Here is a 15,584-nt window from a genome sequence, read left to right on the forward strand (position 1 = left end):
TTAGCTTTCGCCGCCAGCAGATCCGGTTGTACCTGCTGTGACGTCATAGAGACGGTACTTCTCAATGGCCTGGCGAATCACACCGTGATCAACCTTGCCCTGCTTGGCGAGCTGCTCGAGAGTGCGAACCACAATGGAAGGGCCATCAATGGTGAAGAAACGACGCGCAGCAGCACGAGTGTCACTGAATCCGAACCCATCAGCACCCAAGGTTGCATACTCACCTGGAACGTAGGGGCGAATCATGTCCGGAACCATGTGGTTGTAATCAGTGACAGCAACGAATGGACCTTCGGCACCAGAGAGCTTCTGGGTAACGTAGGGCACCTGTGCTGGCGACTCTGGATTCATCATGTTGAAGTGGTCTGCGGCAACACCGTCTCGGCGAAGCTCACTCCACGAGGTGACGGACCACACATCAGCAGAGATGTTCCAGTCTTCAGCAAGCAGCTTTTGCGCTTCAAGAGCCCAGGGAACAGCCACACCAGAAGCCAAGATTTGAGCCTTGGTTCCGGGCATGTCGTTTTCTTGCAAACGATAGATGCCGCGCAGAACACCTTCAACGTCAAGACCTTCTGGCTCAACTGGCTGAACGATGGGCTCGTTGTACACCGTGAGGTAGTACATCACGTTGGGGTCTGGGTGCGTTCCGCCATACATACGCTGCAGACCATCACGCATGATGTGTCCGATCTCATAGGTATAGGCAGGGTCGTAGGTCACCACTGCGGGGTTTGTCGCAGCAAGAATTGGCGAGTGTCCGTCAGCGTGCTGGAGTCCCTCACCGGTCAGTGTGGTGCGACCTGCAGTTGCGCCGATAACGAAGCCTCGGACCATCTGGTCACCAGCAAGCCACAAAGCGTCGCCTGTGCGCTGGAATCCAAACATCGAGTAGAAGACATAGATCGGAATGAGGATTTCACCCTGGGTGGAGTATGAGCTACCCACTGCAGTGAATGCGGCAAGAGCACCAGCCTCATTGATACCCACGTGAATGATGGTTCCTGCGGGGTCTTCTTTGTAAGCAAGAAGTAGATCACGGTCAACGGACATGTAGTGCTGGCCGTTGGGGTTGTAGATCTTGGCATTCGGGAAGAATGCATCCATACCGAATGTACGAGCCTCGTCAGGGATGATGGGCACGATACGGGGACCAAATTCTTTGTCCTTGATCATGTCCTTGAGAAGGCGGACAAATCCCATCGTGGTAGCCACTTCCTGAACACCGGAACCCTTAGCAGCAATCTCGTAGGTCTTGGGCTCTGGCAGCGGGATTTGTGTGTACTTCGTGCGACGCTCTGGGAGATATCCACCGAGTTCACGACGACGTTCATGCATGTACTGCAGGCTGGAGTCATTTTCCTCAGGCTTGTAGTAGGGAGGCATGTAGGGGTTTTCTTCCAAAACCGCATCGCTGATGGGGATTTTGAGGAAGTCACGCATGAGCTTGAGATCGTCAAGCTTCATCTTCTTCATTTGGTGGGTGGCGTTACGACCTTCGAAGTGCTTGCCCAAGCCGTAACCCTTGATGGTGTGAGCCAGGATGACAGTGGGCTGACCCTTGTGCTCAGAAGCAGCCTTGAATGCGGCGTAGACCTTGTTGTAATCGTGGCCACCGCGCTTGAGCTTCCAGACGTCATCATCGCTCATGTGTTCTACGAGCTTGAGAGCGCGTGGGTCACGGGCAAAGAAGTTCTCGCGAACGAAGGCGCCATCTTCAGTCTTGTAGGTCTGGAAGTCACCATCGGGGGTAACGTTCATCAGTGTGCGCAAGGCACCGTCATGGTCATTGGCCAAGAGTGAATCCCATTCACGACCCCAGATGACCTTAATGACGTTCCATCCAGCACCACGGAAGAAGCTTTCGAGTTCCTGAATGATCTTTCCGTTACCGCGCACAGGGCCATCGAGACGCTGCAAGTTGCAGTTGATTACGAAGTTGAGGTTGTCGAGTCCCTCGTTAGCAGCCACCTGGAGCTGGCCACGAGATTCGACCTCATCCATTTCACCGTCACCGAGGAATGCCCAGACTTGCTGGTCAGATGCATCCTTGATGCCTCGGTTGGTTAGGTAACGGTTGAGCTGTGCCTGGTAAATCGCGTTGATAGGGCCAAGACCCATCGACACGGTGGGGAATTGCCAGAAATCAGGCATCAGGCGAGGGTGTGGGTACGAGGATAGTCCTCCGCCGGCGTGAGACTTTTCCTGGCGGAAACCATCAAGTTGGTTTTCATTCAGGCGTCCCTCAAGGAATGCACGGGCGTACACACCGGGGGATGCGTGCCCCTGCACAAAGATTTGGTCTCCACCACCGGGGTGATCTTGACCGCGGAAGAAGTGGTTGAAGCCCACTTCGTAGAGCGAAGAAGAGGAGGCGTAGCTCGAGATGTGGCCACCCACACCAATTCCTGGACGCTGTGCGCGGTGCACAATCATGGCGGCGTTCCAGCGAATCCAGGCGCGGTAACGACGTTCTGTTTCTTCATCGCCGGGGAACGCTGGTTCATTCTCAGGGGCAATGGTATTGAGGTAATCGGTTGTCGGAACCATGGGGACGCCCAGGTGAAGTTCCTTGGAGCGACGCAAGAGGCTGAGCATGATCTCGCGACCACGTTCGTGTCCCTGAGCCTCGACTACTGCATCAAGAGATTCTTTCCATTCGGCAGTTTCTTGGGGATCTGCGTCATAGTTAGTGACCGAATATGGATCTTGGTCGTTAACCGTCACAACAACCTCTTTCTTTAGGCAGATCATGCCTATGCATGTAGGGGAGGGAGTGCATTGCCTGGATTACAAACAGAATGCTGTGTAACACTCTATCGAGAGCAAGCCCTAGACATTAACTTGGTGGCAGAGACAAGCCACAACACATTTAGGATTGTTCTATCTACAGTCCACAAACCACAGGAGTATTGAGATGGCCCTCACAGTAGGAGCACCCGCACCAGATTTCACACTGAAGAATCAATTTGGCGAGGAAATTTCCCTCTCACAGTTCCGTGGGGTGAAACCCGTCGTTGTGGTTTTCTATCCTCTGGCTTTCACTGGCATTTGCACGGGCGAACTGTGTGAACTGCGTGACAACATTTCAGTATTCAAAAACAACAATGTTGAATTGCTTGCCATCTCTGTTGATTCCAGCCCTACGCTGCGAGTTTTTGCAGAAAAAGAAAACTATGACTTCTCTCTGCTGTCTGACATGTGGCCACACGGCGCAGTTGCTTCGAAGTACGGTGTCTTCCTCGAGGACAAAGGCTTTGCAAACCGTGGAACTTTCGTGATTGACAAAGACGGAAACCTCGCAGGCCAGTTCGTTACTGAGCCCGGAGCTCCTCGTGATCTGGCAGCGTACAAAGAGCTGGTGGAAAACCTGTAATATGGTTTTCTGCACGGGCCTTTAGCTCAGTTGGTAGAGCGCCACGTTTACACCGTGGATGTCATCGGTTCGAGCCCGGTAGGGCCCACTCGTGTGAAAGAGCGTCACTGAAAAGTGGCGCTCTTTCTATTTCTTTCAACACCCTGGTTCCAGGTTTTAGGAAAACCTAGCGAGTTCAAGTAGGGTGCTTTGAGGGGATTTCCCCCCTGTCGTCTGAGGAGGTGCGATCGTGTCTGAAGAACAGTCTTCATTCCAACCACACTCTGACGAGGAGCTTGCTCGCTTGTTAGAAGAGCAAATGCGTCTCATGAGAGGCACTGCGCCAGCAGCGCAAACTCCAGTTCCTCCCGCCGAGCAGGTAGAGGTTTCCCCTAGCTCCGTAGTGGAGAGCCCTGGTCCTGAATTTGATGTGGTGGAAGAGGCCGAAGACACCGGCATTGATGAGCTTTTTGGTGCTCTCCTGGAGGACACCTCTGAAGTTGTCGTCGTTCAAGAAACGGTCGTCGAGCAGTTTCAGCCCATGGTTGACGAATCAACCCTGGAACACACTCAACCCATCACCTACATTGCTGAGGAAACTGTCACGGCAGCTGTGATTGATGATCATGTAGTGGTGGAAGATGTCCTCGTTGAAGACGTCGTCGAAGATGCTCAGGTGATTGCCGAACGTATTCTCTCCGAGATCAGTGTCGACGGGGTAGTCGTTGCCACCACTATTGCGGAAACTGCCGGTCCTGAACCCATTCCACAGATGTTTGGTGAAGCCGCGGTGAGCCAACCAGTTCCTGTCGATGCTCCTGCCGTTCTCATTTCTCCGGTGCAAGAGGCGCCACCTGTTGAGTACTCCGTCCCTATTGTGGAAGAAGTAGTTGAAGAAGTTGTTGAGGTGGATGTTGTCGCGGAAACTGAGGTTCCACGCGTTCGCTCCAACAACCCACTGAGTTCATTTGCACCACGACCAACATTTGATGAACTCGTTTTTGGAGCAAATTCTGACGACTAGGCTCGAATCGTGACCACTGTTCGAGAAGTTGTTGACTATGCCCACGCGCTGTGGCCGCTTTCTGGCGCAGAGGAGTGGGATGCACCGGGTCTCGTGGTTGGCTCCCTCGATCACGACGTCACTCGGATTCTTCTCGCAGTTGACGCAGTATCCGAAACTGTCACTCAAGCTTGTGACATCAATGCCGACCTGTTGCTGACCCACCACCCGTTGTTGATGCGCTCGGTAACCTCCGTAGCTGAGGATCGCTATAAAGGTCATTTGGTTTCGAAGCTCATTCGATCTGGTGTTGCGTTGCTCGCAGCTCATACAAATGCGGACGTGGTCACTGACGGCGTCTCTGATGTCTTAGCTCAGCGAATAGGCATGAGTAACCTGAAGCCATTAGTTCCCTCCAGTGTGGAAGGAACGGGCATTGGTCGCATCGGAGAGCTTTCTTCTCCCATGACGTTAGGTGCACTAGCTCAACATCTTGCATCTGTACTTCCTCACACTGCTGGTGGCGTGAAGGTGTCGGGAGACTTCAATCAGGAGGTTTCCACCGTTTCGCTCTGTGGCGGAGCAGGAGATTCATTGCTTTCTAACCAGTTAGTGCTCAGTTCTGACGTGTACATCACCTCAGATTTACGTCACCACCCAGCACAAGAATTCCGCGAACAAGCACTTCTTGGGTCAGGCCCTGCGCTGATAGATATTTCACATTGGGCTGCCGAATGGTTATGGCTTGATGTCGCCGGTGCGCAATTGAAGAAAGCCTTCCCGAATATTCACATAGAAGTCTCGGATGTGAGAACAGACCCCTGGGATTTCCTCGTCCTACAGTAGAAGTAACGCTCCGCCCACAGTTCAAGAGAGAAGTTCCAGTGAAAGCTAGCCCCGAAGATCAGTTAGCTCTGCTCACACTGCAGGAGCAGGACAACCGCATTGCCCAACTGACACATGCTCGTGCACATATTGCTGAGCAGAAAGAGTTGGCGGAACTTCAGACTCGGTTGCGTGAGTTTTCTCAGCAACTCATTGCTGCCCAAGGCGTGCTCGATGATGCAAAGGTTGAACTATCTCGAATCGAAGATGACGTACGCGTTGTGGATGAGCGCATCGCAAAAGACAAACAACGTGAAAGCGGTGCCGCGTCAGCAAAGGAAGTTCAAGCGCTCGAAGCAGAGCTCGCTTCACTAGCAACTCGCAAATCAAACCTTGAAGATGCTGAGCTTGTTGTGATGCAAAATGTTGAAGATGCCGAGGCTGAAGTTGCTTCCGTCATTGCCCAGCGTGATGCACTGGATGCTCAGCGAAGCGAGCTGGCCGCAGCTATTGCCAGCAAAGAAGCAGAATATGACCGCGAGATTGCTCAGGTTTCAAGTGAAAGAGCAGCGTTGGCGCAGTCACTTCCTGCAGATCTGATTGAGCTGTATGAACGCCAACGTGCTCGTTATGGCATCGGAGCAGCGTTACTCACCCGACGCGTCACCGGTGGTAGCGGGGTTGAACTTACTTCCACAGATCTCGATGCTATTCGCGCTGCCGCACCTGATGACGTTGTGATTTGCCCTGACAGCTCCTGCATTCTCGTGCGAACTAATGAGTCTGGTCTGTAACATGCCATGTCAACTCATTATTGAGGCAGATGGGGGCTCTCGGGGTAACCCCGGAATTGCTGCTGGTGGAGCGGTAGTTATTGATGGCGAAAGCCAGCAAGTACTCGCCACGGTAGGGGTGTATGTCGGTGTTGCGACAAACAATGTCGCTGAATACAACGGATTACTTGCCGGTCTGATTCGTGCCTACGAAATTGACCCAGGTGCTCTCGTCCACGTTCGAATGGACTCCAAGCTCGTCGTTGAGCAAATGTCGGGCCGATGGAAAATCAAACATCCCGATATGGCTCACTTGGCAGCACAGGCCCGCGAAGTAATTGGCAACAAGGCTGTCACCTACGAGTGGGTTCCACGTCTTCAAAACGCTCTGGCCGATGCTGCTGCAAACAAATCAATGGATTTGCGCGAATCTTTTCAGGCCTGAAGTACTGTCCTAGACTGAAAACAGAAAAAGAATGGGTCGGCAAGACGGTCGCGTTGATGAAGTTCGCTTCATCACCGAGGAACGTCCGGGCTCCACAGAGTAGGGCGGTGGGTAACACCCACCCGGGGTAACCCGCGAGAACAGTGCAACAGAAAGTAAACCGCCTCCGGTTCGCCGGCGGTAAGGATGAAACGGTGGTGTAAGAGACCACCAGCAGTCTGGGTGACCAGACTGGCTAGGTAAACCTCGCCCGGAGCAAGGTCAGATAGAGAACGGTGAAGCTACTCGCTGAGTTCTCGGGTAGACCGCTAGAGAATTGCGGCAACGTAATTCCGAGATAGATGGCCGTCACGGGAAACCGACAGAACCCGGCGTATTAGCCGGCCCATTCTTATTCGGCTAGGTCGTAGGCCAACTTTGCTGCACCCATGATGCCTGCTTTATTGAGAAGCTTTGCCGGAACAATGGGTGTGCGCAGGTTCAGTAGCGGCAAGAACTGTTCGTGGCTTTTAGAAATACCTCCGCCAACAATGAAGAGCTCGGGGGAGAACAGCATCTCAACGTGGCTGTAATAGCGCTGAAGTCGCTGAGCCCATTCTTCGTAGGTCAGGCCTTCACGTTCACGAATAACTCCCGCAGCACGCTTCTCAGCGTCTACGCCGTCAATTTCGAGATGCCCCAGTTCAGCATTAGGGATCAAGACGCCGTTATAGATCATCGCTCCACCGATACCAGTGCCTAAGGTCGTCATGATGACTAACCCTTCTTGGTCCTTGGCGGCCCCGTAGACAACTTCGGCATAGCCTGCAGCGTCAGCATCGTTCACAAAGTGAATGTTGCGGCCAAGTTGTTCTTCAAAGAACTTCTCTGCTTCAAAACCAATCCATCGCTTGGATATATTGGCTGCAAGTGTGGTCACACCGTGGCGAATGGAGCTGGGGAAACAGATTCCAACTGGAACACCTTCTCCCACATCCAGCTGTTCAATGACGTCCTTAACAACGCGAGCTATATCTTCTGGCTCGCCTCCGGCAGGTGTTGCGACCCGGATGCGTTCTCCGATGATTTCTCCGGAATCAACATCAACCAGTCCACCCTTGATGCCAGTTCCACCAATATCGATGCCGATTGCACGCGCGTTCATGTGTTCCTTTTTGTCGTGGTTAGGACAGGGTCAAGATATCTGCACCAGTTTCGGTGACAACGAGAGTGTGTTCAAACTGGGCAGTCCATGACTTGTCTTTGGTTGTGACCGTCCAGTCATCTGCCCACATATCCCACTCATGGGTTCCGAGGGTAAGCATGGGTTCAATGGTGAAGACCATGCCTACTTCCATGATGTCGTTATACAGCGGTGCAGAGTCATAGTGGGGGATGATCAAACCGGAATGGAAACTTGTTCCCACACCATGACCGGTGAAATCACGAACAACTCCGTAGCCAAAGCGTTTGGCATATGACTCGATCGCTCTGCCGATGACATTGACCTCGCGCCCCGGAGCAACAGCCTTGATGCCGCGGTTGAGTGCCTCGTGGGTTCTTTCGACAAGATCACGAACCTCCGGTGAGGTTTCTCCGACGATAAATGTTCTGTTTGTGTCGCCATGGACGCCATCGAGATAACTCGTGATGTCCACATTGACGAGATCGCCTTCTTGAATAACGGTGTCATCGGGGATGCCATGACAGATGACTTCGTTCACACTGGTACACAACGATTTTGGATATCCGCGATATCCCAGCGTTGAAGGATAAGCGCCGTGGCTGATGACGTAGTCATGACCTATTTGATCAATCTCATCTGTCGTCATTCCTGGCCTTATAACAGAACCAATCAGATCTAAAGCTTGGGAAGAAATTTTTCCAGCGCGACGAATTTTCTCAATCGTCTCAGCGTCATACACATCACCTGTTGTGTGGGCTGGTGGCGTGGTTTTTCCCACATAGGGAGGCCGAATGATGTTTGAGGGAACGTGACGTTCTGGACTCAAAACTCCGGGGATAAGAACCCCTGTGGCATCTCTAGGCATAAGGTTAAGTTTATGTCTGAGAAGCCAAGTGAAATGTTCTGGTACAACCTGCACACCAAGTCTGTTGAAAAAGGCTATCTATCGCCCTCGTCTGAGCGCGTTGGCCCTTTCGAGACAGCACATGAAGCAGAGCACGCAATGGAAAAACTGCGTGAAAACAGTGAGCGTTGGGAAGCTGAAGAGCGCGCCGAACGCGAAGGTAACTAGTTAGTCGTCCTGGTAGCTGTGTTCGGGGCCTGGGTAGGCACCTGATTCCACATCAGCCTTGAAGGCAGTTGCTGCCTCACTAAGGACAGCACCAAGCTGTGCGTATTGCTTAACAAACTTGGGAACGCGTCCTGTGTTCAAGCCTGCAAAGTCTGTCCAAACTAAAAGCTGTCCGTCTGTGTGGGCACCAGCGCCCACGCTGATGGTCGGAATACTCAACTCGGCAGTGATGCGCGCTGCGAGCTCCGCAGGAATCATCTCAAGAACAACAGCGAACGCACCTGCTGCTTCAACAGCCTGGGCGTCTGCGAATACACGGTCAGCCGCCTCACCGCGTCCTTGAATCATGTGGCCACCCAAACCGTGCTCACTTTGCGGAGTAAATCCAACATGGCCCATGACAGGGATACCAGATTCCACGATGCGACGAATTTGATCAGCGCTGCGAACTCCGCCTTCGAGTTTGACAGCGTGAGCATGGGTTTCTTTCATGAACCGCATTGCTGTGCGCAGTGCGTGTTCAGGACCTTCCTCATAGGACCCAAAAGGCATATCGGCAATCACGAATGCACGCTTAGCTGACAGGGCAACCGCACGGGTCAACGGAACCAGTTCATCCACCGTCACAGGAAGGGTCGAGTCATATCCCAAGACAGTGTTTCCGGCAGAGTCACCGACAAGCAGGAAATCAATACCTGCTTCATCGAAGATCTGCGCGGTCAACGTGTCGTAGCTCGTCAGCCCAGTGATTTTGATGCCATTAGCTTTAGCTTGGGCAAAATGACGCGTGCGAACACGCTTCAGGACAGCATCTGAGGTGGGATCGGGGTGAACACTCATAGATTCAGTCTAGTTACGGGTGAAAGTGACGGGCAGACGCCTATCTCGCCCGAAGGCCATCTGTGAAATTTTGGGGCCAATGGCGCCTTGGCGTCTCTTCCACTCAGCACGGTCAACCAGAGTAATCACACGATCGACCATGTTTGGCTCAAACCCTCGGGCAATGATGACATCGCGACCTACGCGTTCGGTGATGTATGCATCGAGAATGGCATCAAGGACGTCATAATCTGGCAGGGTGTCTTGATCGACCTGCCCTGGGCGCAATTCTGCCGAGGGCGGTTTCGTAATCGAATTCTCTGGGATGGGCGGAGTGAGACCTTTTTTGCGGGCGTGTGCATTGCGCCACTGCGCTAATTCCCACACCAAAGTTTTGGGGACATCACGAATGGGGGCAAAACCTCCCACGCTGTCTCCGTAGATGGTGCTGTAGCCGACAGCAATCTCTGTCTTATTACCTGTGGTGAGCACCAGGTGACCTTCGGCATTACTCAACCCCATCAAAATGATTCCGCGAATACGTGCTTGAAGGTTTTCGGCAGAAATCCCCTCGAGGTGAAGCTGTTGTTCTACAGGCAAGACAAGATCCGCAATCGGTTCAGTGCGGATGTGTATTCCTAAACGCTCTGCGAGGTCATCAGCATCTGAGCGTGAATGGTCACTGGAATATCGACTGGGCATTGATACGCCAAAGACCCGCTCGGGCCCTATTGCATCCACAGCGAGTGCTGCACTCACAGCAGAATCTATCCCACCAGAAAGCCCCAAAATAACCGAGCTGAAGCCGTTCTTTTCCACATAGTCACGCATGCCCAAAACAAGTGCGTCCCAGATTTGTTCGTTGATTTCAAGCTGTGGAGCTATTTCTGCATGAACAGGTGTTCGTGACAAACGTTGTGGGTGGCCATCTCCGGCATCTATCACAGCAACACCGGGGCCAAGTTGAGCGCCATGGCTGGAAGATTCCTTAAGTTCGATATCCATCACGAGGGTTTGTTCAACGAATTGGTGGGCACGCGCCAGGAGTTTTCCCGAAGAGTTTGTGACGAAACTTCCACCATCGAAGACCAGATCATCTTGGCCCCCCACGATGTTGAGGTAGACAACAGGAGCATTGACTTGTTCTGCACGACGTTGGACCAGAGGAAGGCGAACTTCGTCCTTTTCTCGTTCAAAGGGTGAACCGTTCATCACCAGCAGAAGGCTCGGTTTAACTTCTGCAATGGCAGCTACAGGTCCGCCTTCGCGCCAAATATCTTCACAAATAGCCAAAGCGATATCTGCTCCGGCCACGTGCACAACCACGGCATCGTGGCCCGGACGGAAGATTCTGTATTCATCAAATACGGAGTAGTTGGGTAAGTGGTGCTTGTTATAAATTCCGATAACTCTGCCGTCCTGCAACACTGCGACCGAGTTATGGGCGATAGCTGAGGGGGAATGCGCTGAATTCTCGTGTTCATCTATGGGACCGTGCGGGAAGCCCACGAGAACAGGAATACTGCCTGCTCCAGCATCTGCGATGTTGTTGGCAACTCGTTGCAATACAGCCCAAGATTCCTTCAAAAAATCTGGCCGGGTAGCAAGATCTTCGATGGGGTACCCGGTCAGGACCATTTCTCCGAATGCGACGAGGTCAGCACCCTGATTGTAGGCCTGTCTCACTGTGTTAACAATGTGTAAAGAATTGTGAGAAAAATCCCCTAAACGTGGGTTTGTCTGGGCAAGAGCCAAGCGAAGAATCGGCATAACAAGTAGCCTAGTAGCGATAGGAAAGGGTTCTTATGGACAAGCAACAAGACTTCGTATTGCGCACTATTGAAGAGCGCGGTGTTAAGTTCGTTCGACTGTGGTTCACTGACGTGAACGGTACCCTCAAGTCTGTTGCTGTTGCGCCTGCTGAAGTCGAAGGTGCCTTTGCCGAAGGTGTCGGCATTGACGGGTCTGCCATCGAAGGACTTACGCGCGCCTATGAGGCTGACGTCCTTGCGCACCCCGATCCTTCAACCTTTCAGATCTTGCCCTGGCGTGGGGAAATCGACCCCACAGCCCGTATGTTCTGTGACATCAACACCCCAGATGGACAGCCTGCAGTCTCAGACCCAAGAAATGTTCTTAAGCGCACGCTTGCAAAGGCGGCAGAACGTGGTTTTACGTTCTACACCCACCCTGAAATTGAGTTTTACCTTCTGAAAGATTCTGACTGGGCAAATGGTGGTGCTCAACCTATTGATCACGCCGGGTACTTTGACAACGTTCCTGGCGGAACAGCACATGATTTCCGTCGCAGGTCTGTACGCATGCTCGAAGACATCGGCATTTCGGTTGAGTTCAGTCACCATGAAGCAGGGCCTGGACAGAACGAAATTGACCTGCGTTACGCAGACGCACTGACCACCGCAGATAACATCATGACCTTCAGAACTGTTATCAAGGAAGTTGCTATGGAGCAGGGCGTGTATGCAACCTTCATGCCTAAGCCTTTTGCAGAGCACCCAGGTAGCGGTATGCACACCCACATGTCCTTGTTTGAAGGCGACAACAACGCCTTCTACGAAGCAGGAGCTAAGTACCAACTTTCAAAGGTTGGCCGCCAGTTTATTGCCGGCCTGCTCCACTACGCGCCTGAAATTACGGCAGTCACAAACCAGTACGTCAACTCGTACAAGCGTCTCTGGGGCGGCGGTGAAGCTCCTGCTTTTGCTAACTGGGGTCACAACAACCGTTCTGCACTGGTTCGTGTTCCTGTCTATAAACCAGGCAAAGGTCAAAGCGCTCGTATTGAATATCGCGCTATCGACTCAGCTGCAAACCCCTATCTCGCATACTCCGTGCTTCTTGCCGCGGGTCTGAAGGGTATTGAAGAGAGCATGGATCTTCCAGCGGAAGCTGAAGAGAATGCCTGGGAGCTCACAGACACTGAGCGTAAAGCACTCGGTTACAAGCCACTTCCTTCTAGTTTGAACAATGCCATCAGCTTGATGGAGGAGTCTGAGCTTGTAGCCGAGACGCTGGGATCCAAAGTCTTTGATTATGTGTTGCGCAACAAGCGCCAGGAATGGGCAGACTACCGAAACCAGGTCACCAATTTCGAGCTACGTTCCAACCTCGAAACTCTCTAGACACTTCACTTCCCGTGGCACTGTCGCGCACTCAGCTCGCAAAGGCTGGTTTCACTGAACTCAGTGAAGCGATGGAGTGCGTTGACTCTGTGGTTGCCGTCACAGGTGCGCAACCCGAACTTATTCTTACTGCAGTTTCTTCAAGTGCTGATCCTGATAGAGCATTAATGTGGCTTGTTCGGCTTGGACAAACTCAGCCTGCATTGGCTGTGTTGAAGAAGATTCTTAGGAAAGAAGAAGCCACCACTCGGTTGCTCAAAATCCTGGGTGGTTCCCGTGGGCTTGCAGAGTTTATCGAGAGACATCCGCACACCCTCAATGTTTTTTTGAATGAACCCCAGCTACCAGGAGATCAAGAAAAGCTGCGGGATTCTCTGTTAGATAGCGTTCAAGCCACCAAATCAATTGCAAAGCTCAAGGCAGACCAAGCACGCGATGCACTGCGCATTCGTTACCGGGAACACTTGCTGAGTATTGCGCTCTGGGACCTCAACCATGAAGACCCGCTCTCTCAAATTGAGGTCGTTACTGGCGCGCTATCAGATATCGCAGGAGCTGCCTTGGAAGCAGGCCTTGCGGTAGCGCGGGCTGAAGTAGCCGAGCAGTTCAGTGCCGAACAGGTGGCACTTGTCGACCTAGCGATTATCGGCATGGGTAAGTGCGGTGCTCGTGAACTGAACTATCTCAGCGATGTCGATGTCATTTATGTTGCCCGCTCGCGTGACGAGGCAGCTCTGTCAACTGACCAGGCATTGACCATCGCTACCCGTCTTGCTCAGCACACAGCACGAAGCATCTATGAAGTTTCTAAAGAACCTGGGTTATGGGAAGTAGATGCCAATCTGCGTCCAGAGGGCAAGGACGGTGCTCTTGTTCGAACCCTCGAGTCTCACATGGCCTATTACGATCGTTGGGCTAAAGACTGGGAATTCCAAGCTCTCCTCAAAGCGAGGCCGCTGGCGGGTAGTTTAGAACTGGGAGAGCAATACATTGCCAGCGTTGCACCCAAAGTATGGTCAAGTGCAAGCCGATCAAACTTTGTTGAACAGGTACAGCGTATGCGCGAAAGAGTCACTGAGAATATTCCGGGTGACGATGTGGAATATCAAATCAAACTCGGTCCAGGTGGCCTTCGGGATATTGAATTTACTGTTCAATTACTTCAACTTGTTCACGGCCTTGTTGATGACACTGTTCATACCCGTGGCACACTAGAGTCGCTGCAACGCTTGTCCCAGGCTGGTTATGTTGGTCGGGATGAAGCACAAAGCTTTGCTCATGATTATCGTTTCTTGCGTTTGTTAGAACATCGCATGCAATTACGAGATCTGACTCGAACCCACCTCATGCCCAGAGGCGAGGCAGAACAGCGTGTTTTAGCTCGAGCTACAGGTTTGTGGAACACTGCTGCAGAAGTCGTCACCAATTGGCAACAAACCAAACTCGAAGTCCGTGAACTCCATGAGCGTCTGTTCTACCGGCCCTTGCTCGCTGCGGTAGCAAAGCTGCCTGAAGAAACTCACCAGCTCACGAGTGACCAAGCTGAAGCTCGTCTTGCTGCTATTGGATTCAGAGATCCGAAGGGGTCGCTGAAACACATAGCCGCACTCACATCTGGTGTCTCCAGACGTGCAGCGATTCAACGCGCATTACTTCCGGTCATGTTGCAATGGCTTTCCGAAGGCGCAAATCCAGATCATGGCCTGTTGAGTTTCCGATTGCTGAGTGAACAATTGGGGGAGTCGCACTGGTTCCTTCGTATGCTGCGAGATTCTGCAGGTGCCGCACAACGCCTCACACAAGTCCTCAGTGGGTCGCGTTACGTCTCTGATTTGATGGAACTCATACCTGAATCAGCAGCGTGGTTTGATGGCGATGAAGAATTGCAGCCGACCCCGGCAGAAGTACTCAGTGCGGAAGTGCTGTCAATCTTGGCCCGCCACCACGAGGACGATGAAGCTGCCCGCAAAGCTGTGCGATCCATGCGTCGCCGTGAAGTATTACGTTTAGCAATCGGCGGAATCCTCAACGTCCTCACAATCGACCAAATCAGTCAAGGCCTCAGTGACGTCACCACTGCTGCGTTGAGTGGGTACTTAGGCATTTCACTTCGGGAATCACAGCAGAACCCAGAGTTTGCCGTCATTGCGATGGGGCGTTACGGAGGGCAAGAACTCGGCTTCGATAGTGACGCTGACGTGATTTATGTTTATCGTGGAACGCCTGAGTGTGACGGGGAGGCGGCCCAGAAACGTGCTGAACGGATCATTCTTCGAATAAAGGAGCTGGCAGAAGACCCTAGACTCCCATTCGACATTGACACAGATCTCCGCCCCGAGGGAAAGAATGGAGCCATAGCTCGATCTTTGGACTCTTACGCCGCTTACTATGCACGGTGGTCTCTGATGTGGGAAGCACAGGCTTTATTGCGTGCACGCGCCGTTCTCGGCCCTGAACAACTTCAATCAGACATGATGGAGCTGATCAACAGTGTTCGTTATCCCGCAGATATCAGCATCGATGATGTCCGCGAAATCAGACGCATCAAAGCGCGTGTGGAGGCAGAACGTTTGCCACAGGGCGCTGATCCTTCACGGCATGTGAAATTAGGTCGAGGATCTCTTAGTGATGTTGAGTGGACGGTTCAATTACTCCAACTTCAGTACGCACATCAGTTCCCTCAATTGCAGACCACCTCTTCGATCACTGCACTCCGGGTTGCCGCCCACGAACAACTCATTTCACAAGAAGATGCCTCAAAGCTCATCGAGGCGTGGATTTTTGCTTCACGGGTGAGGTCAGGAATCACTATTTGGGCTGATAAAGCTACCGACGTTCTACCTCAAGACACTCGAGACCTCGAGGGTATTGCCCGACTGTTGAATTATCCGCCCGGATCTGCAAGCCGCCTTGAAGAGGATTACCTTTCCATTACCAGGCGATCTCGCCAGGTAGTGGAACGCGTGTTTTTTGATTTCTCTTAG

The 15,584-nt window shown here is 52.5% G+C and carries 13 protein-coding genes, 1 tRNA gene and 1 other RNA gene; 10 read left to right on the forward strand and 5 right to left on the reverse strand.

Annotated features, from left to right (window positions below):
* Positions 1-2,727: a pyruvate dehydrogenase (acetyl-transferring), homodimeric type gene (gene aceE / locus AUMI_RS02345; RefSeq protein WP_172418235.1), complete on the reverse strand. Its 2,727-nt coding sequence runs from the start codon at positions 2,725-2,727 to the stop codon at positions 1-3.
* Between the two features lie 190 nt (positions 2,728-2,917).
* On the opposite strand from aceE, the gene AUMI_RS02350 reads away from it, so the two are divergent.
* The 7 genes from AUMI_RS02350 (at position 2,918) to rnpB (ending at position 6,793) form a co-directional block, all read left to right on the forward strand.
* Positions 2,918-3,376 carry a peroxiredoxin gene (locus tag AUMI_RS02350; RefSeq protein WP_096380880.1) on the forward strand — a complete coding sequence of 153 codons (459 nt, stop codon included), beginning with the start codon at positions 2,918-2,920 and terminating at the stop codon, positions 3,374-3,376.
* A 15-nt stretch (positions 3,377-3,391) separates the two neighbouring features.
* A tRNA-Val gene (locus AUMI_RS02355) sits at positions 3,392-3,464 on the forward strand.
* Positions 3,465-3,605: 141 nt separating this feature from the next.
* Positions 3,606-4,379, forward strand: coding sequence for a hypothetical protein (locus AUMI_RS02360; protein WP_096380882.1), 774 nt, complete (start codon positions 3,606-3,608; stop codon positions 4,377-4,379).
* Positions 4,380-4,385: 6 nt separating this feature from the next.
* Positions 4,386-5,204, forward strand: coding sequence for a Nif3-like dinuclear metal center hexameric protein (locus AUMI_RS02365; RefSeq protein ID WP_096380884.1), 819 nt, complete (start codon positions 4,386-4,388; stop codon positions 5,202-5,204).
* A gap of 38 nt (positions 5,205-5,242) precedes the next feature.
* The gene (locus AUMI_RS02370; protein ID WP_096380887.1) at positions 5,243-5,977 is read left to right on the forward strand and encodes a zinc ribbon domain-containing protein; all 735 of its coding nucleotides are present in this window, start codon (positions 5,243-5,245) and stop codon (positions 5,975-5,977) included.
* A 1-nt stretch (position 5,978) separates the two neighbouring features.
* Positions 5,979-6,401, forward strand: coding sequence for a reverse transcriptase-like protein (locus tag AUMI_RS02375; RefSeq protein ID WP_096380889.1), 423 nt, complete (start codon positions 5,979-5,981; stop codon positions 6,399-6,401).
* Positions 6,402-6,433: 32 nt separating this feature from the next.
* Positions 6,434-6,793, forward strand: an RNA gene (gene rnpB / locus AUMI_RS02380) — RNase P RNA component class A.
* Here rnpB and ppgK read toward each other — a convergent pair.
* Entirely contained in the window at positions 6,793-7,545 is a 753-nt protein-coding gene (gene ppgK / locus AUMI_RS02385) for a polyphosphate--glucose phosphotransferase (protein ID WP_096380891.1), read from the reverse strand. The genes rnpB and ppgK overlap by 1 nt on opposite strands.
* Positions 7,546-7,564: 19 nt before the next feature.
* Positions 7,565-8,431 carry a type I methionyl aminopeptidase gene (map, locus tag AUMI_RS02390; protein ID WP_096380894.1) on the reverse strand — a complete coding sequence of 289 codons (867 nt, stop codon included), beginning with the start codon at positions 8,429-8,431 and terminating at the stop codon, positions 7,565-7,567.
* A 12-nt stretch (positions 8,432-8,443) separates the two neighbouring features.
* Between map and AUMI_RS02395 the strand changes: the two genes are divergently transcribed.
* Positions 8,444-8,638, forward strand: coding sequence for a hypothetical protein (locus AUMI_RS02395; protein WP_096380896.1), 195 nt, complete (start codon positions 8,444-8,446; stop codon positions 8,636-8,638).
* Here the strand turns inward: AUMI_RS02395 and panB are convergent, their stop codons facing one another.
* The gene (gene panB, locus AUMI_RS02400; protein WP_096380898.1) at positions 8,639-9,478 is read right to left on the reverse strand and encodes a 3-methyl-2-oxobutanoate hydroxymethyltransferase; all 840 of its coding nucleotides are present in this window, start codon (positions 9,476-9,478) and stop codon (positions 8,639-8,641) included.
* A 9-nt stretch (positions 9,479-9,487) separates the two neighbouring features.
* Entirely contained in the window at positions 9,488-11,227 is a 1,740-nt protein-coding gene (locus AUMI_RS02405) for an NAD+ synthase (protein WP_096380899.1), read from the reverse strand.
* A 35-nt stretch (positions 11,228-11,262) separates the two neighbouring features.
* Between AUMI_RS02405 and AUMI_RS02410 the strand changes: the two genes are divergently transcribed.
* Positions 11,263-12,600 carry a glutamine synthetase family protein gene (locus AUMI_RS02410; protein WP_096380902.1) on the forward strand — a complete coding sequence of 446 codons (1,338 nt, stop codon included), beginning with the start codon at positions 11,263-11,265 and terminating at the stop codon, positions 12,598-12,600.
* A 71-nt stretch (positions 12,601-12,671) separates the two neighbouring features.
* The gene (locus AUMI_RS02415) at positions 12,672-15,584 is read left to right on the forward strand and encodes a bifunctional [glutamine synthetase] adenylyltransferase/[glutamine synthetase]-adenylyl-L-tyrosine phosphorylase (RefSeq protein ID WP_231951856.1); all 2,913 of its coding nucleotides are present in this window, start codon (positions 12,672-12,674) and stop codon (positions 15,582-15,584) included.

Source organism: Aurantimicrobium minutum, from assembly GCF_002355535.1.
GTDB lineage: Bacteria > Actinomycetota > Actinomycetes > Actinomycetales > Microbacteriaceae > Aurantimicrobium > Aurantimicrobium minutum.